The following is a 22,454-nucleotide window of genomic DNA, read 5'->3' as shown; positions in this document are numbered from 1 at the left end:
GGCTGGGGAACCTTCTCCCGCTCCTCCTGCTCCGCCAGGACGGCGTTCAGCCGCTCGCCCTCGACGTCGACGTTCGGCAGGATCCTGTCGAGCCAGCCCGGAAGCCACCACGCGGACCTGCCGAGCAGGGCCAGGACCGCCGGGACGATCGCCATGCGGACGACGAAGGCGTCGAACAGGACCGCGATGGCCAGGCCGAAGCCGATCATCTTGACCATGGAGTCGCTCATGCCGATGAATCCAGCGAACACGCTGATCATGATGACGGCGGCGGCGGTGACGACCCGCGAGCCGTGCCGGAAGCCGGTGACGACCGCCTCCTTCGGCGACTCGCCGTGCACGTACGCCTCGCGCATCCGGGTCACGAGGAAGACCTCGTAGTCCATCGCCAGGCCGAACACCACGCCCACCATGAAGATCGGCATCATGCTCATGATGGGCCCGGTGGTCTCCAGCCCGATCAGGTCCTTCAGCCAGCCCCACTGGAACACCGCGACGACGGAGCCGAGCGCGGCCAGCACCGACAGCAGGAAGCCCAGGGCCGCCTTGAGCGGGACGAGGATCGAGCGGAACACCAGGATCAGCAGCAGGAACGCCAGGCCCACCACCAGGGCGAGGTAGGGCACCAGCGCGTCGTCGATCTTCAGCGACAGGTCGATCGCGACCGCCGTCTGGCCGCTGACCAGGATGTCGGTCCCCGTCCGCTCCTCCAGCCCGGAGGCGGTGTCGCGGATCTTCTGGACGAGCTCCTCGGTCGCCGGGTCGCCGGGACCGGTCTCGGGGATGGTGGTGAACAGCGCGGTGTCGCCCGCCTGGTTGAAGGTCGGCGGGGTGACCGCGACGACGCCGTCCAGCTTCTGCAGCTCGGCGGTGATCGACTTCGCCGCCTCCTGCGGCGCCTTGCTGCCGGAGGCGTCCACGACCGTCAGCAGGGTGCCGTTGAAGCCCGGCCCGAAGCCCTCGGACAGCAGGTCGTAGGCCTGGCGCTGGGTGGTGGACGGCGGCTGCGAGCCCTCGTCGGGCAGCGCGAGCGTCAGGTCCGCGACGGGAAGTGCCAGCACGCCCAGGCCGAGGACGCCCGCGAGCAGCACGGGGATCGGGCGGCGCAGCACGAAGTTCGCCCACTTCACGCCGAGGCCGGAGTCCTCCTCGTCGACGTGCTCGGTGCTCTTGCGGTCCTTGCGGGAGCGCACCTTCTCCCCCGCGAAGCCGAGCAGGGCGGGGATCAGGGTCAGCGCGATCAGGACGGCGACGACGACGGCCGCCGCGGCCGCCAGGCCCATCTTGGTGAGCATCGGAAGGTTCACCACGGAGAGTCCGGCCAGCGCGATGACGACCGTCAGGCCCGCGAAGACCACCGCGGAGCCCGCCGTGCCGCTGGCCCGCCCCGCGGCCTCCAGGTGGGGGCGTCCGGCGGCGAGTTCGGCCCGGTAGCGGGAGACGATGAACAGCGCGTAGTCGATGCCGACCGCCAGGCCGATCATCATGGCCAGGGTCGGGGTGGTGCTGTTGAGCTCGAGGGTGGAGCTGAGCGCGTAGATGCCGGCGACGGAGATGCCGACGCCCAGGATCGCGGTGATCAGCGGGAGGCCCGCGGCGACCAGCGAGCCGAAGGTCAGGATCAGCACGATCGCCGAGAGGCCCACGCCGATCGCCTCGGTGGCGCCGCCCTCCATCTGGGCCAGCAGCGCGTCGCCGCCGCCCTCGACGGTGAGCCCGCCGTCACGGGCGTTCTCCATGGCCTCCAGCAGGCCCTCGCGGTTGTCCTCGGTCATCTCGAAGACGTTCACCCCGTAGGTGACCTGCGCGTAGGCGATCGTCCCGGTCCGGCTGACCGCCTGGGTCCGGTACGGGTCGGTCACGTTCTGCACGCCCGGAACCGACTTCAGCTCCGCGAGCGCCTTCTCGACCTTGGCCTTCTGGTCCGGCCGGGTGATCTGCGTGCCGTCCGGGGCCTTGAACACGATCCGGGCCGTGGCGCCGTCCGTGCTCATCCCGGGGAAGCGTTCGGCCAGCAGGTCGAAGGCCCGCTGCGACTCGGTGCCGGGGAGGGAGAACTGGTTGCCCGCCGCGCTCGGGGCGGCGGCCGCGCCGAAGCCCGCGATGCCCAGGGCGAGCAGCCATCCGATGAGGACGAACCACCGCCTCTTGAAGGCGAATTGCCCAAGCTTGTAGAGGAAAGTAGCCATGGCTGAAGAGAGCTCCCGTTGAAATCGAGATCCGGGGGAAGGGAAGGGAGTGCTCCGAGCGGGGTGGGGCTCAGGAGAGGTCGAGAGCGGGGATGATCACGGCGTCCACGTAACGCAGCAGGTAGTCGGCGTCGGCGTCCAGGCCCTCGACCAGCCAGCGGCCGGCCAGCCCGCCCAGCAGCATCTCCGCGACGAACCCCAGCGCCGGGTTGTCCGGCTTCAGTTCGCCCCGCCGCACGGCGCGCGCGACCATCAGCCGGAGTTTCGCCAGTTCCGGTTCGACGACCAGCCCGCGCAGCGCCGTCCGCAGCTCCTCGTCCTGCTCCGACGCGTGGCCCAGGGCCCGCATGAGTTCCATGCCGCTGGGCAGTTCCTCGCCGAGCCACCGGGCCATGCCCCGCAGATCCTCGGCCAGGCTCCCGGTGTCGACGTCGGCGATCGAAGGGCGCTCGCACCTGGCCAGCGCCGTCGCCACCAGTTCCGGCTTGCTCCGCCACTGCCGGTAGAGCGTCGCCTTGCTGGAGTGGGTCCGGGCCGCGATCGCGTCCATCGTCAGGGCGTCGTACCCGACCTCCCGCACGAGGTCGAGCACTGCCGCGAACAGCTCTCTCTCCCTCTCCGGAGACAACCGGCTCCGACGCTGTTCAGCCACATCGAGAGACTCTAGCGCCATCCCCACTCCCCTAGGTGAACGAAACTGTTTCGTTCACTTAGGTAAGACTAGGCCGCCGTCCCCTCCGAGAACCGGGTTCTACTACGTGGTCTGGGTCTCTTTCTCGGCCCGGCCGCTCAGTCGGGGCGGGTCTCCCAGATCTCGGTGATCTTCTCCATGTCGCCGCGGGTGAAGGGGCCGAGGCGGAAGTCGTCCGGGTCGGAGTAGGAGCCGACGAGGACGTAGTTCAGACCCAGGGCGCGGGTGGTGCTGACCTTGCTGACCTCGCTCCACCGGATGAAGGGGACGCCGAGGAAGCCGTGGCCGGCGATCCCGTTCTCGGAGATCTCGACCTGCGCCCCCCGGAAGGAGAAGGACACCCACATCGAGAAGGCGGCGACGGCGGCCAGGGGGACGGCCGGCACCACCAGGTAGGAGCCCTTGAGCACCATCCAGGCCGCGATCAGCAGGAGGCCCACGGACGCGTACCAGAAGAAGTTGCTCGACCGGGCGAAGAGAGTCTTGAACACGTGGGGATTATCCACTCAACCGGGTGGGCCTCCGCTAGGGGGGAAACCCAAATGCCGACCCCGCCCTCCGCCCGGCAAGAAAGAAGAACACCGGGGCAAAGATCACCCCAAGGCGTCGTGGGGAGGGATCGGAACAGGAATAGACACAACGAAAAATCCTGTTTTGGTTCTGTCGGATCTCTGCGAACGGTGTCGTGATGGGAAACTCGAAAATCGACTACGGGGCGGTGTTCCGGGACGGTCCCTCTCCCACGGTGCTGCTGGACCGCGACTTCATCGTCGCGGCGGCCAACGACGCCTGTCTCCGGGTGTCGGGAAAGCGGCCCGAGGAGATGATCGGCAAGTCGGTCTTCGACATCTTCCCCAGCGATCCCGTCGATCCGAAGGCGGAGGACTCCACCCTGCGCGACTCCCTCGAACGGGTGCTGGAGACCGGCGAGCAGGGAGTCGTGGCGCTCCAGAGGCAGAGCGAGGAGGTGCCCGACCGGCCCGGGGTCTTCAAGGAACGCTACTGGAGCCAGGTCGCCGCGCCGGTCTTCGGCCCGGACCACCGGGTGGAGTTCATCATCCACCAGGCCGAAGAGGTCACCGGCTTCCTGCAGCGGCTGCACCGGGCCCGCCACCTCGCCGAGGCCGGAGACCTGGCGGAACTGGAGGCGATGGAGCAGCGGATCTACGCCCGCTCCCGCGAACTCCAGAGGTTCAACGACCGACTCCAGCAGGCGCACGAGCAGCAGCGCCGGATCTCCCTGTCCCTGCAGGAGGCGGTGGAGCGCCAGCGCCGGTTCGTCTCCGACGTCTCCCACGACCTGCGCAACCCCCTCACCGGCCTGCAACTGCGGTTGGAGGAGGCGCTCTCCGACCCGCAGGTCGACCCGAACGAGGTCCTGCACTCGGTGCTGCGGGACGCCCAGCGACTCAACGACCTGGTCTGCGACCTGCTGGAGCTCACCAGTCTCGACGCGCACAAGGCCATCCCCGCCGAACCCGTCGACCTGGGCGGCCTGGTCTCAGAGGAGCTGAGGCGCCACGCCTTCAAGCACTGGGCCCTCAGCTGCCCCGACTCCGGAGTCGTCGTGTCGGCCTCCCGGGTCCGGCTGACCCGTCTGCTGGCCAACCTGCTGACCAACGCCGACCGCCACGCCTCTCGGGAGATCCGGGTGACCGTCAAGGCCGAACCCCCCGACGCCGTCCTCGAGGTCGTCGACGACGGCCCCGGCGTGCCCCCGGAAGAGCGCGAACTCGTCTTCGAACGCTTCCACCGCTCGGAAGAGGCGCGCCGCAGGGACCCTGGAGGGACCGGCCTGGGCCTGCCCATCTCCCGCGAGATCGCCGAATCCCACGGCGGCACCCTCACCCTGGCCGACAACCCCTCCGGCGGCGCCCGTTTCGTTCTGCGCCTGCCGCTGGCCGGCGACCGGCAGGCGGGATCGGGCCCACCGACCTGAAACAGGTTCTACTATGCTCCGGCCCATGCGGTTCACTTATGCCGAGGCCATGACAGACCCGTCCTACCACCTTCCGCTGGCGCGGGCCGCCGAGGCGGCGGGGTACTCCAGCATCAGCGTCGCGGACTCGCTGGTGTACCCCGAGGAGTCCGACTCGCGCTACCCCTACACCCCCGACGGGAGCCGGGAGTTCCTGGAGGACAAGGACTTCATCGAGACGTTCACCCTCATCGCGGCCATGGGCGCGGTGACATCGACGATCCGGTTCACGCCGTTCGTCCTGAAACTAGCGGTGCGTCCGCCGGTGCTGGTCGCCAAGCAGGCGAGCTCGATCGCCTGCCTGACCGGCGGCCGGCTGGCGCTGGGCGTCGGGCTGAGCCCGTGGCGGGAGGACTTCCAGGTGATGGGGGTGCCGTGGGAGGGGCGCGGCAGGCGGATGAACGAGTCGATCGAGGTGGTCCGCGGCCTGACCCGCGGCGGCTACTTCGAGTACCACGGGGAGTTCTTCGACTTCCCGCCGGTGAAGATGTCCCCCACTCCCGCGGAGCCGGTCCCGATCCTCGTCGGCGGGCACAGCCGGCCCGCGCTGCGCCGCGCCGCGCGGCTGGGCGACGGCTGGATGCACGGCGGCGGCGACGCCGAGGAGCTGGACGTCCTGCTGGCCGGGCTCGCGGCCGCGCGCGCCGAGGAGGGCACCGCGGACCGCCCGTTCGAGATCCACGTCATCTCCCTGGACGCCTACACCGTCGACGGCGTGAAGCGCCTGGAGGACAAGGGCGTCACGGACGTCATCGTCGGCTTCCGCATGCCCTACATCAAGGGCCCGGACACCGAGCCCCTCGCCAAGAAGGTCGAGAAGCTCGAGCGCTTCGCCGAATCGGTGGTCTCCAAAGTCAACCCTTGACCCGAAACGAGAACACGTTACAGTTTTACGGGTGACCTCTTCCTCCGCTGTCATCTGGGAAGCGCCGGACGGCGACCATCCCGCCCGCCGTGCGGCGCGGCGGTCCATGACCGCGGCCTCCGCCGGAAAGCGCGACGAGTGGCTCGCCGCATTCTCCGCCGACGCGCTGGTGGAGGACCCGGTGGGCCCCTCCATGCTCGATCCCGAAGGGGCGGGCCACCGGGGCCGCGAGGGCATCGGGAAGTTCTGGGACGAGTTCGTCAGCACCGTGCAGGGCATCCGCTTCCACGTCAGGGACTCGTTCGCCAACGGCCCCTGCTGCGCCAACATCGCCACCCTCACCATGACGCTGGGCCACGGCACGACCATGACGGTCGACTGCGTGATCGTCTACACCGTCGACGAGGAAGGCCTCATCACCTCGCTGCGCGCCCACTGGGAACCGGAGCGGGCGATGGCGACCCTCAGCGGATGAGTCCCCCCTACCGGCGGCGGACGTATTCGCCCGGCGTGTGGCCGTACTCCTTCGAGAAGGCCTGGATGAACGCGGACGGGCTCGCGTAACCCACCTGGTGGGCGACCTGGGTGACCGGCCGCGGCTCCTTCAGGAGCACCCGGGCCGCCTGCAGGCGCAACCGGGTGCGCCACTGCGAGTACGACATGCCGAACTCGCGCTCGAAGTCCCGCTGCAGGGTCTTGACGCTGGTGCACAGCCGGACGGCCCACTCCTCCAGCCGGGTGGGGTCGGCGGGCTCACGCGTCAGGGAGCGGGCCACGGTCATCGCGAAGCCGCGGCCGTCCGCGCAGTGGCCGGTGAACTCGCGGGTCGTCGCGCCCAGTCCCGCCATGATGCGGGCGCGGGCCTCCAGCGCCTCGGCCTCGGTCACTCCCGCGGTGGCGATGAACTGGATGAGCCTGGTCGCCTCGGCGCTCACGGAGACCGCCGCGACCCGCACGTCCCGCAGCGCCGGGGGAACCTCGCGCAGGAAGACGCGGTAGGTGGTCTGGCCCGCGCCCCCGCTGACCTCGTGGCTCACCGCCCTCTTCACCCAGAGGGCCTCCCGCTGGCCGACGAACCGGCCGTCCGTCCCGGAGAGCGTGCCGAGCAGGCCGTCGGGCGACCAGTAGAGCTGGTGCAGGAAGTCGTCCCGCCCCTCTCCGAATCCCAGCATCCTGGCCGAGCCGTACTTCAGCACGCAGATGCCGTCGGGCCTGCCGAGTCCGTAGCCGTATTCCTCGCACCAGTCCGGATCGGTACCGAAATGTCCGTTGACCGACACGGGTTGACCTCCTGCCGATATCCCACCAAGGGAAGGCAAGGCTAGCCTAAGTGGCGCCTCCGGTTCGGCGAAGACCCCTCCTGCACGCTCGAAGGATCACGCCCCCGCCAGGCCGACGACATCGAACCACTCCTCCGGGCCGCGGCGGCACCCACCCGGGTCGCCGGTCCCGGACGAGGCGAGATCCACGGAGACGAACGGGTATGGGGCTGCGCAACTTCGTCCTCGACACCGCGCCGCTGCGGGAGAGCCCGGCCTTCCGGGCGATCTTCATCGCGCGGACGGTGTCGCTGCTGGGACTCGGGATGGCGGCGGTGGCGCTCTCCGACCAGGTGTACGACCTGACGGGATCGTCGTTCGGGGTGGCCGTCACGACGATGGTGATGAGCCTGACGATGCTGCTGGGCTCGCTGGCCGGCGGGGTGGTGGCCGACCGGATGGACCGGCGTCCGCTGATCATCGCGTCCCGGGCCGCGGCCGGACTGGGCTTCGTCGGGCTGGCCGCCAACGCGTTCCTCGACGAGCCCTCCGTGTGGGCCGTCTACGCCTGCGTCGGCTGGAACGGGCTGGCCACCGGCGTCAGCACGACGGCGCTGATGGCCGCGACGCCCACGCTGGTGAAGCCGCAGCAGCTGCCGGCGGCGGGGACGCTCATCTCGCTGACCGGGCACCTCGGCTCCATCGTCGCGCCCTTCCTCGGCGGTGTCGTCATCGCGCTGTGGGACCCGGGATGGGCGTACACCGTCACGGCCCTCGCCACGGCGCTCACCGTGCTGCTGCTGACCCGGGTCGGATCGCTGCCCCCGCAGCGGGGCGGGGGCGAGGAGGACAGGACCTCGCTGCGCTCGGCCTTCCGGTTCGCGGTGCGGCACCCGACCGTGGGCGGGCTGCTCGCGCTCGGGGCGGTCACCGCGCTGTTCAGCGTCCCGACCGTCCTGTTCCCCGAATTCGTCGACAAGCGCTTCGGGGGCGACGAGATGGTGCTGGGGCTGCTCTACACGGCCCCGGCGGTCGGAGCCGTGATCGTCTCGATGACCAGCGGGTGGCTCGGCGGAACCCGCCGGCCGGGACTCGTGCTGCTGGGCGCGGCGTTCCTCGGCGGGCTCGCGACCATCGGGTTCGGGCTGAGCGGGGCGCTGCCCGTCGCGCTCGTGATGCTCGCCGTCACGGGGGCCGCCGGGGTCGTCTACGAGGTGCTGGAGTACTCGCTGGTGCAGCACCACACGCCGGACGGGCTGCGCGGCAGGATCAACGGCGTGCTCAACGCCGAGGACACCAGCGGCCGCGTCCTGGCGGGCGCCGAGGCCGCGCTGCTGGCCCGCTGGTTCAACCCGGGCGGAGCGGCGGTCGTCAACGGAGCGGTCTGCGCGGCGGCCGCGCTGGTGGCGGCGGTGTGCGTGCCGGGCCTGCGCCGGGCGACCCTGGCCCGGGAGAAGACGGACACGACCCCCTGACCTGGAACGAAAGATCGGCCGAATGTCCGCTGACCGACAGAGGTTGACCTCTCACCGATATCCCGCACAGGGAAGGTAAGGCTAGCCTAAGTAACGCTTCCGGATCCTCCGGAGCCCTCCCACCTGCATGTATGTAAGGAAAGCCCCCATGTCCTCTCGTAAGTCCTGGCGCATCGTCGGTGCCCTGGCCCTCGGTCTCGCCCTCACCGCCACCGGATGCGGCTCCGGCGACGAGGCGGCCGACAAGTCCGACAAGTCCGCCACCCGCGTGTTCAAGGCCGACAACGGCGACATCACCATTCCGACCGACCCCAAGCGGGTCGTCGCGACCGGTTACGCCGTGCCCGTCCTCATTGAGGCCGACGCCGCCCTCGTCGGCATCTCCTCCTGGAAGCGCGGCATCCCGATGATGACCGACGAGGACCGCGCCACCTACGAGAAGCTCGAGAAGATCGCGGGCGAGACCGCCGCCGAGACCAACTACGAGGCCGTCGCCGCGGTCAAGCCCGACCTCATCGTCATCGGCGTGCCCGCGCCCGTCCTCGCCGACGTCGACATCAAGCGGCTGGAGTCGATCGCCCCCGTCGTCGCCATCGGCCCGACCCTGCCCGACGCCTGGCGCGAGCAGTCCCGCCAGCAGTCCGACGCCGCGGGACGGCTCGACAACTTCGAGACGAACAAGAAGGCCTACGAGGACAAGGCGAAGCAGGTCTCCGACAAGTACAAGGACGTCCTGAAGGACCTGAAGTTCGGGCACCTCGGCGCCTACGGAGAGGTCGGGGCCGGAGAGTTCCACCGCGAGTTCGCCGGCTCCTGGGGCACCAACGTCGCCGTCGACCTCGGCGTGCAGTACTACGGCGAGGTGAAGAAGAAGGGCGCCGGCAGCGCGGCCGTCAGCGAGTACCCCTCCATCGAGGAACTCCCCGCCAGCTTCTCCGAGGCCGACGCCATCACCTACACCGTGCAGGCCGACGGCACCCCCGCGGAGTCCGTCAAGTACGTCCTGGACACCGAGCTGTGGAAGAACCTGCCGGCGGTCAAGGCCGGCAAGGCCATCCCGGTGCCCTACACCGAAGCGGTGACCTACACCTCGGCCCTCAAGACCATCGACGCCCTCGACAAGGCGCTCGCAACCCTCCTGGAGAACTGAGCCTCCGTGGACCGCAGCAACCCCCGCGAACGCGTCGCCTCCCACCACCGTGAGGGAGGCGGCGTGGTCCGCATTCCCTACCCCATCGGCATCCGCACCACCACCGTCCTGCGGACGGCGCGCGTGACGCCGAACATCGTCCGGGTGACGGTGGGCGGGCCCGGCCTCGACGGCCTCCACAGCTACCAGGCGGACGACCATGTCAGGATCGTCTTCCCCGATCCCGACGGAACCCTCCGGCTTCCCGTCCCCAACGAAGAGCTGATGCTCGACTGGCCGAAACCGTTCCCGACGGCGCGCAAGTACACGATCCGCCGTTACGACGCGGCCGCGCGGGAGCTCGACCTGGACGTCGTGGTGCACGAAGGCGGTGTCGGCTCGGCCTGGGCGTCCTCCGTCGCGGTCGGCGACGAGGTCGCCATCGCCGGACCGCCCGGAGCCAAGGCATTCCCCCACACCTACGACCACTACGTGTTCGCCGTCGACACGACGGCCCTCCCGGCGGTCGCGCGGTGGCTGGAGGAATCGCCGTCCGACGTCTCCGCGCAGGTCGTGATCGAGACGGACGACGCCGCCGACCACGCCTACCCGCTGGTGGAACGGGTCGGCGTCTCCGTCACGTGGCTGACCCGCTCCGGCGCCCGGTCCTCGCTCGCGGAGACCGTGCAGTCCCTCGACCTGCCCGACGCGCGGACGTTCCTGTTCGCCGCCGGGGAGACCGACGACATCAAACCCCTGCGCGCCTGGAGCAAGGGGAGACTCGACTCCCTGTTCACCGGCTACTGGAAGCGCGGAGTAGCGGATCTTGACGACTGACCTCCCCCGGCGGGTCGTGATCCTCGCCGGATCCCTTCTCCTCCTGGTCGCCATGGCGGTTGCGAGCGTCTGTGTGGGAGCACAGGCGGTCGCACCCGCCGAGGTGCTGCGGGCGTTCACCGACTACTCGGGCAGCACCGAGCACCTCATCGTCCGCGACATCCGCGGGCCGCGCACCCTCCTCGCCGTCTGCGTGGGCGCGGCCCTCGGCACGGCCGGAGCGCTCGTCCAGACGCTGACCCGCAACCCCCTCGCCGAACCCGGCATCCTCGGCGTCACCGGAGGCGCGGGCTTCGCCGTCACGGTCGGCGCGGCGCTCGGCGTGGCCGGATCGCAGGTCACGCAGCTGCTGCTGGCGTTCGTCGGAGCCGTGATCGCCGCGGTCGTCGTCTACTCCGTCGGCAGGACCTCGCCGCTGCGGCTCGTCCTGGCCGGAACGGCGCTCAGCTCGCTGCTCGCCGGCCTCTCCCTCGGCATGCGCCTCCTCCAGCCGGACGTCTTCGACAAGTTCCGCTTCTGGTACGTCGGCTCCCTCGCCGGACGCGAGCAGTCTCCGTTCCTCATCCCGCTGGCCGTGCTGCTCGTCTCCCTGGTCGGGGCCATGGCGGTGACCCGGCCGCTGAACGCCCTCGCCCTCGGCGAGCAGGTCGCCTCGACGCTCGGCGCGAACATCCTGCGCACCCGCGTGGCCGTCCTCACCCTGATCACCCTGCTGGCCGCGACCGCCACCGCCGTGGCCGGGCCGATCGCCTTCGTCGGCCTGATCGTGCCCCACCTGGCCCGCCGGCTGGCGTCCGGCTCCATCCCCTGGCTCATGGCCTACACGATGGTGCTGAGCCCCGTCCTGCTGATGATCGCCGACGTCCTCTCCCGGGTGCTGCTGCCCACCGGCGAGGTGCCCGTCGCCGTCGTCACCGCCTTCCTCGGCGGCCCGGTGCTCATCTGGGCCGTACGACGCTACGGAACGGCCGCCCTATGACTCCTCTCGTGCTGCGCGCGGGCCGCTTCTCCGCCCGCGCCGAACGCCGGACCGTCGTGGCGTCGTCCGCGCTGGTCGTCGTCGCGCTCGCGCTGGGCCTGCTCGGCCTCTGCTACGGGGCGGCCTGGGCCACTCCGGGCGAGGCGCTGGCCGCGCTCGCCGGGCAGGGCGACTCGGTGGTCGTCATCCGCGAGTGGCGGCTGCCCCGGGTGGCGGCGGCGCTCGTCTTCGGCGCGGCACTGGGCGTCGCCGGAGCCGTCTTCCAGAACCTCACCCGCAACGCGCTCGGCAGCCCCGACATCATCGGCCTCGACGCCGGCGCCTACACCGGCGCGCTGCTGGTGACCGTCCTGCTGTCGGGCGGCGCCGCGACACTGGCGGCGGGCTCGATCGCCGGAGGGCTGCTGGCCGCCACGGCGATCTACCTGCTGTCCTGGAAGTCCGGGGTGAGCGGCCTGCGGCTGATCATCATCGGCATCGCGATGAACGCGATCCTCACCGCCCTGAACTCCTGGATCGTGCTGCGCGCCGAACTCGAGGTCGCGATCGCCATGACCAGCTGGAGCGCGGGCTCCCTCAACGGAGTCGGCTGGGACGACCTCACCCCCGGCTTCACCGTCCTGGCCTTGCTCTTCCTGGCGATGGCCGCCCTGGCCCACGCGATGCACCAGAGCGTGCTGGGCGACGAGTTCGCCGCCTCCACCGGCGTCGACCTGAACGTGCTGCGCCCGCTGGTCGTCCTGGTCGGCGTCGGCTGCACCGCCACGGTCACGGCCGTCGCGGGCCCGATCGTGTTCGTCGCGCTGGCCGCCCCCCAGATCGGCCGCCGCCTCGCCGGCGCGGCGGGCGTCCCGTTCGTCCCCGCCGCCCTGACCGGCGCCGTCCTGCTGCTCGCCGCCGACCTCGCCGCCCAGATGCTGCTGGCCCCCACCTCCCTGCCCGTCGGCGTCATGACGACGGCCGTCGGAGGCACCTACTTCATCTGGCTGCTCTTCAAAGAGACGAAGAAATCGTGAAATCCCGCCTCTCCGCCCGGAACCTCACCCTCGCCTACGGCGACCGGGTGATCTCCACCGCGCTCACCCTCGACGTCCCCGACGGCGCGTTCACCGCCGTCGTCGGCGCCAACGCCTGCGGCAAGTCGACGCTCCTGCGCTCCCTCGTCCGGCTGCTCTCCCCGAAGGAGGGCGCCGTCACCTTCGACGGCCAGGACATCTCCCGCACCCGCCCCAAGGCCCTGGCCCGTCAGGTCGGCTTCCTCCCCCAGTCGGCCGACGCCCCCGAGAACATCTCGGTCCGACAGCTCGTCGCCCGCGGGCGCTACCCGCACCAGAGCTTCCTGTCGACCTGGTCGGACGAGGACGAGCGCGCCGTCACCGAGGCCATGGCGTCCGCCAACGTCACGGACCTCGCCGACCGCCGCGTCGAGGACCTCTCCGGCGGCCAGCGCCAGCGCGTCTGGGTCGCGATGGTCCTCGCCCAGGAGACCCCCTACCTCCTCCTGGACGAGCCCACCACCTACCTGGACATCGCCCACCAGTACCAGCTGCTGTCCCTCTTCGCCCGCCTCCGCGACGAGGGCCGCACCGTCATCGCCGTCCTCCACGACATCAACCAGGCCTGCCGCTACGCCGACCACCTCATCGCCATGAAGTCCGGCGCCGTCATCGCCGAGGGTCCCCCGTCCGACATCGTCACGGCCCCCCTCATCGAGAAGGTCTTCGACCTCCCCAACCTCGTCGTCCCCGACCCCGTCACCGGCACCCCCATGATCGTCCCCACCCTCTGACCGGCGACCGATCGGACAGGTACCCGACGACTCCTGAGACAGCGGCGAGGCTCGTCGAACCGGTGTTCCGACCTCGCCGAACTCGTCTCCACACCCTCTGACCGGTAGGTCGGCTCCGCGGTCTCGTCGGTATCGTCAACGACCGGGTGTTCCATTTTTCTTCAAGTCGTTCGGGTACCGGGGGCGGGGGCAGTTGCGAGAACCAGCGCAGGTCGACGGGCGTGGGCAGCGCGGGCGCAGGCCCAGCCGTCCCGACCCGCAGGCGGGGCCGGTGGCCGCGTTCGCGGACCGGCTGTGGCGGCTCAAGGTGGAGGCGGGCGATCCGCCGTTCGCCGAGATGTCCTCCCGGCTGGGCGCCGCGGCGTCGAAGTCGTCGCTGGCCGCGGCGGCGCAGGGGCGCAGGCTGCCGAGCTGGGAGACGACCTGGGAGTTCGTGCGGGTCCTGGCAGTCGGGCGGCTGGGCCGCGACCCGGAGGAGACCGAACGCGAATGGCGCGAGCACTGGCGCCGGGCGAAGGTCCTCTCCGAACTCCCGGACGCCGAACCCTCGGTGGCGGACGTCGGTGAGGCCGCCGGTCCGCCTGACATCCGGTCGGCCCCGAGCACGGAACCCGACGCGGTGATCGTCCCGCGGCGGGTCGTCCAGGCGCGTCCGCTGCCGCGGCGCCGCCGCCTGAACGCGGTCGTCCTCTCGGCCGTCGTCGCGTTCGCGATGCTCGGCGTCATCATCGCGGGCACCGCCTTCTTCAAGGAGACGCCCGCCAAGGCGCCGAAGCCGTCGCCCTCCCTCCAGGTCGACGACTCGATCTTCGAAGGGGACATCACCTACCCGGACGGCACCCTCGTGGAGAAGGGCGAGTCCTTCGAGAAGGTGTGGCGGCTGCGCAACACCGGGACGGTGGAGTGGAAGGACCGCTTCCTCATGCGCGTGAACGAGGACATCTGCCACGCCCCGGAGCGGGTCGAGATCCCCCGGACGCCACCGGGGCAGACCGTCGACATCCGGGTGCCGGTGCGGGCCCTCAAGCGGTCCGGCACCTGCCGGCTCTACTGGAAGATGGTCGACCCGCAGGGCCGCACCCTGCTCCCCGCCAAGCGCCCGATCTTCCTGGACGTCCGCGTCGAATAGCGCTGACCTGCGGTTTCATTTGTCCGAAGTCCAATGGACGGCACGCGGACGAGGATGTGTTGGTGACACCGGGCGGCCCGTGCCAGCGTCTTGCACAACGGCCGACGGCGGGAAGGAGCGATTCGCACCTCGCCGGGACTCACGGCCACCGCGCCGGCCTGAGCCGCACTCCAAGGGGGGCAGTGCGGACCAGGCCGTGTCGTCGCCGGCCCGGCGGACCTTCCCGACGACGTCGGCGGGTTTCCGCCGGGGGCCGTCGTCGCGCCGAGTGTCCTTCCGGAACAAACGGTTCAGAAGGCGACGGTGTAGTGAACGCGGAAACGGCCGTCCGGCAGGGGCCCCGAGCCCCACTCCTCGGACAGCAGGTCGAGTAGCCACAACCCCCTGCCGCTCTCGGCGTCGCAGGACGGGTCACCGGCCGTCAGTGACACCGGCCCGCCTCCCCCGTCGACGACCTCGACCCTGACGGTCCGCCCCGCCACCTCGGCGACGACGTCGACGGTGCCGCCGGACTCGGCGGACCGGCTGTGCAGGCACGCGTTCGAGAAGACCTCCGACAGCAGCAACACCCCCGCGTCCGCCGCCGGGTGCCCGTCGCCGAGCCAGCCGGTGAACCAGCGGCGTACCCCCGCCGCCTGATCGGGCGCCCCCGGAAAGACCGCGGCGGCCCGCGGCACCGTCACCGCGCCACCGTCCGGGCGATGTGCCGGGCGACCTGGTCCATGTGGCACACCGGCCCCCACTGCCTCTCCCACATGAAGACCCAGTCGTCGCCCCGCTCGACGGACCCGACGTCCAGCCACTCTCCCGCCCGCCCCTCCCGCGCCACCCGCAGCACGGCGCTCCCGAAGGCCGGATTCACCAGGCAAGAGGTGCACCCGTGCTCGCCGAGCGTGCGACACAACTCGGCGAGCAGCAGGAACCTGGTCACATGCGCAGGGATGAGACCTGCCTGCGGTGTTGTCATCACCACTCCCTGTGAGCTCGTCTGGGCAGCACGCATCGCCCGGAACTTCGCAGTTCCCGAGCCGGAGCGTGCCCACCTCGCTACGCTGTGAAGTCTGGACCTGATCTCCAGCGTATGTAAAGCGAAACTTTTGATGCACATCAAAAATCTATTTAACAAACGCGTGCAATAGCCGCAGAAAGGGGCGAAACAATGCCCAGCAGTCCCACCGTTCGGCGCCGGAGGCTCGCTTCTCTCATGAAAGAGCTGCGCGAAGCAGCAGGCAGAACACGAGAGGAAGCCGCAAGACATGCGGGAATCGCGGCCATCACGATCTCCCGGATAGAAACCGCCAAGCACGGCCCCAAAGCCGCCGACATCCTCACCCTCGCCCGGTTCTACGGGCTGGATGACGAGCAGGCCGAAGACCTCGCGACGCTGGCACGGCAGAGCCGCATCAAGGGCTGGTGGAACCAGCACGGCGAGGCGATCCCACGTTGGTTCGAGGTCTACGTAGGCCTTGAAGAAGAGGTCTCCGAACTTCGGTCTTACCAACCCGAGGCGGTCTTCGGGCTTTTCCAGACCGAGAGTTACGTGCGTGCGCTGATGGGCAGCGAGTTCGCGCTTGCTCCGGAGGAGTTGGACCGGCGCGTCAGCGTCCGGATGAGGCGGCAGAACCGGCTCGTTGAAGCTGATGCCCCAAAGATCTGGATTGTCCTGAACGAAGCCGTTCTACGACGCAAAGTCGGTGGAGCCGAGGTCATGAAGGCCCAGCTCGAACATCTGGCCGAGCTGGCACTGTCATCCAACATCGTCATCCAGGTCCTGACTTTCGACGCCGGTGCCCACCCTGCCGTAGACGGCGCTTTCCACATCCTCGGGTTCCCCGAGCCCTTTGATCCGGATGTCACCTATGTCCAGTATCGACTTGGAGGGATATATCTCGAAGAACTCGGACAGGTCCGCGAGTACGCTGAAGTCTTCAACCATCTACGGGCGAGGTCACTCGGACCTGACGAATCTCGCACCCTGATCCTGCGGATCGCCGCCGAGATGACCTGACCGCAGGCCAGAAGGGCGCGAAGACTCGAATGAGCGACTCCCAGATCCTGTGGCGTAAGAGCAGTTACAGCACAAACGGTGCAGATTGCGTTGAAGTCGGGACGTGGCGCAAGAGCAGCCCTAGCACCGAGAACGGCTCCTGCGTCGAAGTGGCCGACTCTGCCCAAATGATCGCCGTACGGGACTCCAAGAACCCCGGCAAGGCACCACTCGCGTTCTCCCGAAACGCATGGGCGACCTTCTCCACTCGCATCAAGAGCCAGTTCTAAGGTTCGCGGGTGTCCTCCCTCGGAATACCGGTGGGCGCGAGCAGGTCCAGCGAGCGCCGCGCGGTCAGGATGGAACGCGGTCAGTCCGGGCAGGGGCTGATGCTTCTCGTGTCGTCGGTGCGGACGCCCGTCCAGGCCAGTTTCAGGGCGGCGGGGACCGGCATGGCACAGCGGCCCTCGTCGCCGTCGCCCTTGTACCGCCAGGGGCCGGTGCCCGTGCGGTGCCAGTAGTACGTGGAGTCTGTGCTGGCGATGACGTAGTAGTCGTCGTCCTTGGGCTTCCCGCCGAAGACGACGCCGTAGTAGATGGTGCCCCGGGTCTCGACCTCGACGGCTCCGCTTCGCGCTCCGGCCTCGCGGGCGGAGTCGGCCAGGGCCAGTCTCGTCTGCTCGGTGATCTTCAGGGGCCAGGCGGTGCCGGGGTCCTCGCGTTCGTCCTTCGGGACGTCGGGGCTGGGGCTGAGGGGCGCGGGGGACGGAGTGGGAGCGGGCGCCTCGCCCACGATCTCGTCGCCGTCGTCGGCCCTGAGGACGAAGGCGCATGACGTCGTGGCGGCGAGGAGTGCCGCTGCCATGGAAATTCTGAGCCAGCCGGCCATTTCCTCGCCCTTTGTTCGCCCGTCAACCGAATCGATCCCGCACCCTACCGGGGGCCGGAAGAGTTCTTCGAGGGCTTTCCGGTCCCGGATTCCGCAGGAAAGAAGGACCCGATGGCCGGTCCGGCGACGGTGACGTCGGCGGCCTTCGCCCTCGCCACCCACCGGCCTCCGGTCGCCGCACCGGCGTTAACCTGCGCTTCTCCGAAGGTCAGGGAGGGGGCTGCCCTGTCCATGCCCGGAAGGTTGGGTTAGCCTGCCCTGAGTTTCTAGCCTGGAGTGTTCGCGTGTTCCTCGGGAATTATCTGATCGGCCTGCGCGAGGGGCTCGAAGCCGCTCTCGTGGTGAGCATCCTCATCGCCTACCTGGTGAAGACGGGCAACCGCCGGGCCCTGCTGCCGGTGTGGACCGGGGTCGGGATCGCGGTCGCGCTGAGCGTGGCGTTCGGGCTGGCGCTGCAGTTCCTCGTCGCGCAGGAGAACCACTTCAAGATCCAGGAGCTGACCGGCGGGATCCTCTCGATCGTCGCGGTCGGGCTGGTCACCTGGATGGTCTTCTGGATGAGGTCGGCGGCGCGGGGCATCAAGGCCGAACTGGAAGGGAGACTGGACAGCGCGCTGGACATGGGGCCGCGCGCCCTGACGGTCGTCGCGTTCCTCGCGGTCGGGCGTGAAGGGCTGGAGACGGCGCTCTTCCTCTGGACGAACATCGCCCACTCCAACGGCTCACCCGTCCTTCCCGTGACGGGCGCGTTCAGCGGACTGCTGACGGCCGTGCTGCTCGGCTACCTCCTGTACCGGGGCGGCCTGAACCTGAACCTTCAGCGCTTCTTCAAGTGGACGGGCGCCGCGCTCGTCGTCGTCGCGGCGGGCGTCCTGGGGTACGGCTTCCACGACCTGCAGGAGGCCGACGTCCTGCCCGGGCTGACGGCCGTCGCGCTGGAGCCCTGGAAGCTCTTCGAGCAGTTCGGCACGGCCGGGGACTGGCTGCAGACGTTCTTCCAGGGCATCTTCAACGTCACGCCGCAGATCACGTGGCTGCAGCTCATCGTCTGGGTCGCCTACGTGGTGCCCGTGATGGCGCTGTTCCTCCGCCCGGCCGGCGGCAGGCCCTCGGCTCCGGCCGGGGCGCCGAGCCCCGAACCGGCGGCCTGATTCAGCCGAACAGCGTGTCCCCCCAGAAACCGTCCCCGCTCACGCCGGGCGGGACCGCGTAGACCCCGCTGCCGACATGCTGGACGTACTCGTTCATCAGGTCGGTGGCGAGGCTGCTCTGGATCCGCACGAACCCCTTGGTGACGTCGCGCTGGTAGGCGAGGAAGAACAGGCCCGCGTCCAGCCGTCCGAGGCCGTCGGTTCCGTCGGTGAAGGAGTAGCCGCGGCGCAGGATCTTCGCTCCCCCGTTGTTGTCGGGGTGGGCCAGGCGGACGTGCGCGCCGGGCTGCATCGCGTCCAGGACGACGGGATCGTGCTCCTTCTTCCGTCCGCCCTGCGACGCGCCTTCGCCCTTGGTCCGGCCGAAGATGTCCTCCTGCTCCTTGAGGGGAGTGCGGTCCCAGGTCTCGATGTGCATGCGGATCCTGCGCGCGACGAGGTAGGAGCCTCCCGCCATCCAGGGCGTCCCGTCCTCGGCGGCGGCCCACACGTGCTGCGCGAGCTGGGCCTCGTCGGTGCCGGGCACGTTGCTGGTGCCGTCCTTGAAGCCGAACATGTTGCGCGGCGTCTGGCTGTCGGGCGTGGTGGAGGACGTCTTGCCGAAGCCGAGCTGCGACCAGCGCACCGAGACGACGCCGAACCCGATGCGGGCGAGGTTGCGGATCGCGTGCACGGCGACCTGCGGGTCGTCGGCGCACGCCTGGACGCACAGGTCGCCGCCGCTGCGGGCCGGGTCGAGCTTGTCGCCGGGGAAGTGCGGGAGGTCGACGAGCCCGGCGGGGCGCCGGTCCTCCATCCCGAACTTCGTGAACAGGGACGCGCCGAACCCGATCGTGAGGGTCAGCCTGGACGCGGGCAGGCCGAGGGCCTCGCCGGTGTCGTCCGGCGGGGCGAGCGGGTTGCCCTGGACCGCGCCGCGTCCCACGCTGCCGCCCGCGGTCATGGCCTCGGCCGCCTCCGTCCACTCCCGGAGGAGCTGGACGAACCTGGCTTTGTCCGTGGTCACCACGTCGAACGCGGCGAAATGGAGCCGATCCTGGACGGGGGTGGCGATACCCGACTGGTGTGCGCCGTGGAACGGCACGACCGGCTCCAGGGCCGACGCCCCGGTGTCGGCCCTGTCGCCGAATTCGACGGCGGCGGCCCCGGCGGCCGCGCTCGCGAGCAGTCCCGCTCCGAGCGCGGCACGCCGGGTCACGGCGCGACGGTCCTGGTCCGCCATGGTCAGCCGACCGCGGCGGCGAGCTTGGACAGCGGCTCGCCCAGGGCGTTGACGACGTCGGTGAGCTGCTTGCGCTCGTCGTCCTCGACGGTGTCGTAGGAGACGTACGAGCCGTCCTTCTCGTACTTCTTGAGCGAGTCGAAGACGGCGGTGAAGGCCCCGTCGAGCGAGGCGGCCAGCGCCGCGTCCTTCTCCTGGACGACGGGCTTCAGCAGCTCGTAGACCTTGAAGGCGCCGTCGACGTTGGCCTTGAAGTCCACCAGGTCGGTGTGCGAGAAGGCCTCCTCCTCGCCGGTGATCTTTCCGGTGGCGACCTCGTCGAGGAGCTCCTTGGCCCCGTTGCCCATGGAGGCGGGCGTGATGTCGACGGTGTGGACGCGGTCCTGCAGGTCCTTCAGGTCGGTGATCAGCCGGTCGGCGACCTCGTCCAGCCCGTCGGTGGACTTCTCCGCCCACAGCGCCTTCTCGATCCGGTGCCAGCCGGTCCAGTTCTTCTTCTCCTCGGCGGTGAGGTCGGCCTCCCGCGCGTCGATCTTCGGGTCGAGGTCGCCGAAAGACTCGGCGACCGGCTCGACGCTCTCCCAGCCGAACCGCGAGGGCGCGTACAGCGCCTTGGCGCCCTCGACGTCCCCGGCCTTGACCTTCGCGACGAACTCCTCGCTCTTGGTCACGGTGTCGGCGACCTGCTTGTCGATGTAGAGCCGGTAGTCGGCGACGGCCTTCGCCAGCCGCGGGTCGAGCGCGCCGACCTCACCGGACACCTTGACGTCCTGGCCGATCCCGTCCCCGACCATGCCGGGCTTGCACACGATCTGCTGGTCTCCCGCGGGCAGCGTCACGGTGATCTCGTAGTTGGTCCCGGGCCCGATGTTCTCCTTCTCGGAGATGATCTTCCCGTCGGGCGCGTAGAAGTAGACCTCGGTGACCTTCGACCCGTTGTTGATGAGCTTGAAGGTGTTCGTCCCGGCCGCGAGGTCCGTCTTGGACACCTCGCACGCGGTGTCGGTGGAGGTCACGGTGAGCGCGTTCGCGTCGGCGTCGGAGCCGCCCCCGCACCCCGCAAGGACCGAGACGCACAGCAGACCGGTGACGCCGGCGAGGGGAAGGGATCGCATGGGGGGCTCCAAGAAAGACGCGGAGGAGAACTTGCAAGGGCAGCCTAACTTAGGCTCTCCTTATCTTCCCTGCCAGGTGCCGGTGAACGGGAGGAGCAGGGCGGGCCTGAGCTGAAGATCCGGATCCCCAGAAGCTCACGCGAGGTCTTCGAGGACCTTTCGCGTCTCGGCGTCGGCGGGGAAGAAGGACTCGATGGCCAGCTCCGCGACGGTGATGTCGGCGGCCGTCCCGAAGACCGTCATGGTGCTGAAGAATTCGAGTTCCCGGTCGCCCACGCGCAGGCGCATGGGGAGGAGGACGTCGGCGGCCTCGTTTCCCGTGGGTGCGGGAGTCCCCTTCACGCCCGGATAAGAGGAGACCTCTTCGTAGAGTCCGGCGAGTTCGTCGTCGAGGCTCACCGCTATCTGGCGGCGCAGGCGGGCCAGGAGGTGTTCGCGCCACTGGCCGAAGTTGACGACGTGCGGGGCCAGGCCGTCGGGATGCAGGCTGACGCGCATGACGTTGACGGGAGGTTCCAGGAGATGAGGGGCGACGAGCACCGCCAGGAGGGCCACGCCCTGGTTCAGTTCGACGACGTTCCAGCGGCGGTCGACGAGCAGGGCGGGGGCGGGCTCGTGGGCCTTCAGGATGCGGCGGGCCGCTTCGCGTACCGCGTCGAGCTCGACGTCGTCCAGGGACGTCTCCCGGTAGACGGGGGCGTGGCCGGCGGCCAGCAGCAGACGGTTGCGCTCCCGCAGGGCCAGTTCCAGACGGTCGGCGAGTTTGCCGATGAGTTCCGGGCTGGGATTGGCCCTTCCCGTCTCCACGAAACTCAGATGCCGCTGCGAGACCTCGGTCTGCAGGGCGAGCGCGAACTGGCTGAGTCCCCGCTCCTCACGCAGTTCCCGCAGCAGCATTCCCACCGGCTGCTGATACCGGTACCGGAGTGCCGTCCTTCTCGCCTCGGTCGCCACGTCCGTCAGCCTTCCCGCGATGCCCGTCCGGTCCAGCCGAGGATAACCCGCCTGCTCGCCCCGTTCCCGGCTGTATACGCTGCGAAGAATGGACGGACAGCCTCCACACCTCGTTCCTCGCTCCTTCACCGGGCAGAGCTGGCGCGACGTCGTCTTCCTGCACTGGCGGACCGCACCCGAAGCGGTCGCCCCGCTGCTGCCGCCCGGTGTGGAGCCCGATCTGGTGGACGGCTCCGCGTGGGTCGGCGTCATCGGCCTGCGGATGACGGATCTCAGCCTGGCGGGCGTCCCGTACCCGTCATTCCTGGAGCTGAACGTCCGGCTGTACGGGAGAGACGCCGACGGGCGGCAGGGCGTCGTCTTCCGCGCCATGGAGGCGAGTGACCCGGTGTTCGCCGCGGCGTCCAGAGCCGCGCTTCGGCTGCCTTACACGTGGGCTTCCATGCGCTTCGCCCACACCGGTGATCGCGTCTCCTACGCCACCCGGCGCCTCCTTCCCGCCGCGGGGCGTGCCGGGGTGCGCATGCGGGTGAGGACCGGCGAGCCGATCCCCCGCCCCTCGCCCGCCGAGATCTCCCTCACCGCCCGCTGGTCGCTGCACCAGCGCTGGTACGGCCCCACCCTGCGCGTCCCCGTCCACCACGATCCCTGGCTGCTGCACCGGGCCGATCTCCTGGAGTGGCACGACGACGGCCTCCTGTCCGCCTGCGGGCTGCCACCCCTCTCGCAGCCGCCCGAGAGCGTCCTGTACGCCCCCGCCACGACCGTCCGCATCGGCCTCCCGGAACGGCTCGCATCGCGCTGAAGCCGCCGGTG

General features: G+C 69.9%; 24 protein-coding genes. 14 read left to right on the top strand and 10 right to left on the bottom strand.

What is annotated here, in order from left to right; all coding sequences use genetic code 11:
* The 3 genes from ABD327_RS04985 to ABD327_RS04975 all read right to left on the bottom strand — a co-directional run.
* Nucleotides 1-2,189: MMPL family transporter (locus ABD327_RS04985; protein ID WP_344448941.1), on the bottom strand; the 2,189-nt coding region annotated here is incomplete at its 3' end.
* Nucleotides 2,190-2,259: 70 nt separating this feature from the next.
* A complete protein-coding gene (locus ABD327_RS04980; RefSeq protein WP_344448940.1) occupies nucleotides 2,260-2,841 on the bottom strand; it encodes a TetR/AcrR family transcriptional regulator in 582 nt (193 codons plus the stop codon).
* A 137-nt stretch (nucleotides 2,842-2,978) separates the two neighbouring features.
* Nucleotides 2,979-3,371 carry a hypothetical protein gene (locus ABD327_RS04975; protein WP_344448939.1) on the bottom strand — a complete coding sequence of 131 codons (393 nt, stop codon included), beginning with the start codon at nucleotides 3,369-3,371 and terminating at the stop codon, nucleotides 2,979-2,981.
* A gap of 197 nt (nucleotides 3,372-3,568) precedes the next feature.
* Here ABD327_RS04975 and ABD327_RS04970 point away from each other — a divergent pair, with 197 nt between their 5' ends.
* Genes ABD327_RS04970 through ABD327_RS04960 form a run of 3 tightly spaced genes read left to right on the top strand, consistent with a single transcriptional unit; the run spans nucleotide 3,569 to nucleotide 6,198 of the window.
* A complete protein-coding gene (locus ABD327_RS04970; RefSeq protein WP_344448938.1) occupies nucleotides 3,569-4,819 on the top strand; it encodes an ATP-binding protein in 1,251 nt (416 codons plus the stop codon).
* 25 nt (nucleotides 4,820-4,844) lie between these two features.
* Entirely contained in the window at nucleotides 4,845-5,723 is an 879-nt protein-coding gene (locus ABD327_RS04965; protein ID WP_344448937.1) for a TIGR03619 family F420-dependent LLM class oxidoreductase, read from the top strand.
* Between the two features lie 31 nt (nucleotides 5,724-5,754).
* Nucleotides 5,755-6,198: a nuclear transport factor 2 family protein gene (locus ABD327_RS04960; protein ID WP_344448936.1), complete on the top strand. Its 444-nt coding sequence runs from the start codon at nucleotides 5,755-5,757 to the stop codon at nucleotides 6,196-6,198.
* A gap of 7 nt (nucleotides 6,199-6,205) precedes the next feature.
* On the opposite strand, the gene ABD327_RS04955 is transcribed toward ABD327_RS04960, so the two are convergent.
* Complete coding sequence (locus ABD327_RS04955) at nucleotides 6,206-7,003, bottom strand: helix-turn-helix domain-containing protein (RefSeq protein ID WP_344448935.1); 798 nt, start codon at nucleotides 7,001-7,003, stop codon at nucleotides 6,206-6,208.
* A gap of 203 nt (nucleotides 7,004-7,206) precedes the next feature.
* Here ABD327_RS04955 and entS point away from each other — a divergent pair, with 203 nt between their 5' ends.
* The 7 genes from entS (at nucleotide 7,207) to ABD327_RS04920 (ending at nucleotide 14,320) form a co-directional block, all read left to right on the top strand.
* Nucleotides 7,207-8,457 (top strand): enterobactin transporter EntS, encoded by a 1,251-nt coding sequence (gene entS / locus ABD327_RS04950; RefSeq protein ID WP_344448933.1) that lies wholly within the window; start codon nucleotides 7,207-7,209, stop codon nucleotides 8,455-8,457.
* 148 nt (nucleotides 8,458-8,605) lie between these two features.
* Complete coding sequence (locus ABD327_RS04945; RefSeq protein WP_344448932.1) at nucleotides 8,606-9,607, top strand: ABC transporter substrate-binding protein; 1,002 nt, start codon at nucleotides 8,606-8,608, stop codon at nucleotides 9,605-9,607.
* A gap of 6 nt (nucleotides 9,608-9,613) precedes the next feature.
* Nucleotides 9,614-10,423: a siderophore-interacting protein gene (locus ABD327_RS04940; RefSeq protein WP_344448931.1), complete on the top strand. Its 810-nt coding sequence runs from the start codon at nucleotides 9,614-9,616 to the stop codon at nucleotides 10,421-10,423.
* Nucleotides 10,413-11,402 (top strand): FecCD family ABC transporter permease, encoded by a 990-nt coding sequence (locus ABD327_RS04935; RefSeq protein ID WP_344448930.1) that lies wholly within the window; start codon nucleotides 10,413-10,415, stop codon nucleotides 11,400-11,402. The genes ABD327_RS04940 and ABD327_RS04935 overlap by 11 nt, the downstream gene beginning before the upstream one ends.
* The gene (locus ABD327_RS04930; protein WP_344448929.1) at nucleotides 11,399-12,418 is read left to right on the top strand and encodes a FecCD family ABC transporter permease; all 1,020 of its coding nucleotides are present in this window, start codon (nucleotides 11,399-11,401) and stop codon (nucleotides 12,416-12,418) included. The genes ABD327_RS04935 and ABD327_RS04930 overlap by 4 nt, the downstream gene beginning before the upstream one ends.
* Nucleotides 12,412-13,191 (top strand): ABC transporter ATP-binding protein, encoded by a 780-nt coding sequence (locus tag ABD327_RS04925; protein ID WP_344449082.1) that lies wholly within the window; start codon nucleotides 12,412-12,414, stop codon nucleotides 13,189-13,191. The genes ABD327_RS04930 and ABD327_RS04925 overlap by 7 nt, the downstream gene beginning before the upstream one ends.
* A 193-nt stretch (nucleotides 13,192-13,384) precedes the next feature.
* Entirely contained in the window at nucleotides 13,385-14,320 is a 936-nt protein-coding gene (locus ABD327_RS04920) for an NBR1-Ig-like domain-containing protein (RefSeq protein WP_344448928.1), read from the top strand.
* 290 nt (nucleotides 14,321-14,610) lie between these two features.
* On the opposite strand, the gene ABD327_RS04915 is transcribed toward ABD327_RS04920, so the two are convergent.
* Both ABD327_RS04915 and ABD327_RS04910 read right to left on the bottom strand, forming a co-directional pair.
* Nucleotides 14,611-15,003, bottom strand: coding sequence for an ATP-binding protein (locus ABD327_RS04915; RefSeq protein ID WP_344448927.1), 393 nt, complete (start codon nucleotides 15,001-15,003; stop codon nucleotides 14,611-14,613).
* Nucleotides 15,000-15,287, bottom strand: coding sequence for a hypothetical protein (locus ABD327_RS04910; protein ID WP_344448926.1), 288 nt, complete (start codon nucleotides 15,285-15,287; stop codon nucleotides 15,000-15,002). The genes ABD327_RS04915 and ABD327_RS04910 overlap by 4 nt, the downstream gene beginning before the upstream one ends.
* A gap of 237 nt (nucleotides 15,288-15,524) precedes the next feature.
* Between ABD327_RS04910 and ABD327_RS04905 the strand changes: the two genes are divergently transcribed.
* Entirely contained in the window at nucleotides 15,525-16,328 is an 804-nt protein-coding gene (locus ABD327_RS04905) for a helix-turn-helix domain-containing protein (protein WP_486303495.1), read from the top strand.
* 29 nt (nucleotides 16,329-16,357) lie between these two features.
* Entirely contained in the window at nucleotides 16,358-16,597 is a 240-nt protein-coding gene (locus ABD327_RS04900) for a DUF397 domain-containing protein (protein WP_344448924.1), read from the top strand.
* Nucleotides 16,598-16,677: 80 nt separating this feature from the next.
* Here the strand turns inward: ABD327_RS04900 and ABD327_RS04895 are convergent, their stop codons facing one another.
* The gene (locus tag ABD327_RS04895; protein ID WP_344448923.1) at nucleotides 16,678-17,172 is read right to left on the bottom strand and encodes a hypothetical protein; all 495 of its coding nucleotides are present in this window, start codon (nucleotides 17,170-17,172) and stop codon (nucleotides 16,678-16,680) included.
* Nucleotides 17,173-17,480: 308 nt separating this feature from the next.
* On the opposite strand from ABD327_RS04895, the gene efeU reads away from it, so the two are divergent.
* Nucleotides 17,481-18,347 carry an iron uptake transporter permease EfeU gene (gene efeU, locus ABD327_RS04890; protein ID WP_344448922.1) on the top strand — a complete coding sequence of 289 codons (867 nt, stop codon included), beginning with the start codon at nucleotides 17,481-17,483 and terminating at the stop codon, nucleotides 18,345-18,347.
* A gap of 1 nt (nucleotide 18,348) precedes the next feature.
* On the opposite strand, the gene efeB is transcribed toward efeU, so the two are convergent.
* From efeB to ABD327_RS04875, 3 genes are all read right to left on the bottom strand, one after another.
* Nucleotides 18,349-19,569, bottom strand: a complete 1,221-nt coding sequence (efeB, locus tag ABD327_RS04885; RefSeq protein WP_344448921.1) for an iron uptake transporter deferrochelatase/peroxidase subunit — start codon at nucleotides 19,567-19,569, stop codon at nucleotides 18,349-18,351.
* A 2-nt stretch (nucleotides 19,570-19,571) separates the two neighbouring features.
* A complete protein-coding gene (efeO, locus tag ABD327_RS04880; protein ID WP_344448920.1) occupies nucleotides 19,572-20,684 on the bottom strand; it encodes an iron uptake system protein EfeO in 1,113 nt (370 codons plus the stop codon).
* 135 nt (nucleotides 20,685-20,819) lie between these two features.
* Complete coding sequence (locus ABD327_RS04875; protein ID WP_344449081.1) at nucleotides 20,820-21,581, bottom strand: helix-turn-helix domain-containing protein; 762 nt, start codon at nucleotides 21,579-21,581, stop codon at nucleotides 20,820-20,822.
* A gap of 145 nt (nucleotides 21,582-21,726) precedes the next feature.
* Between ABD327_RS04875 and ABD327_RS04870 the strand changes: the two genes are divergently transcribed.
* Nucleotides 21,727-22,443: a YqjF family protein gene (locus tag ABD327_RS04870; RefSeq protein ID WP_344448919.1), complete on the top strand. Its 717-nt coding sequence runs from the start codon at nucleotides 21,727-21,729 to the stop codon at nucleotides 22,441-22,443.
* Nucleotides 22,444-22,454 lie beyond the last annotated feature (11 nt).

It is taken from the genome of Actinocorallia aurantiaca, assembly GCF_039533685.1.
Classification (GTDB): Bacteria; Actinomycetota; Actinomycetes; order Streptosporangiales; family Streptosporangiaceae; genus Actinocorallia; species Actinocorallia aurantiaca.
Note: the sequence above shows the minus strand (reverse complement) of the source record. Positions and strands in the feature narration are given on the sequence as shown.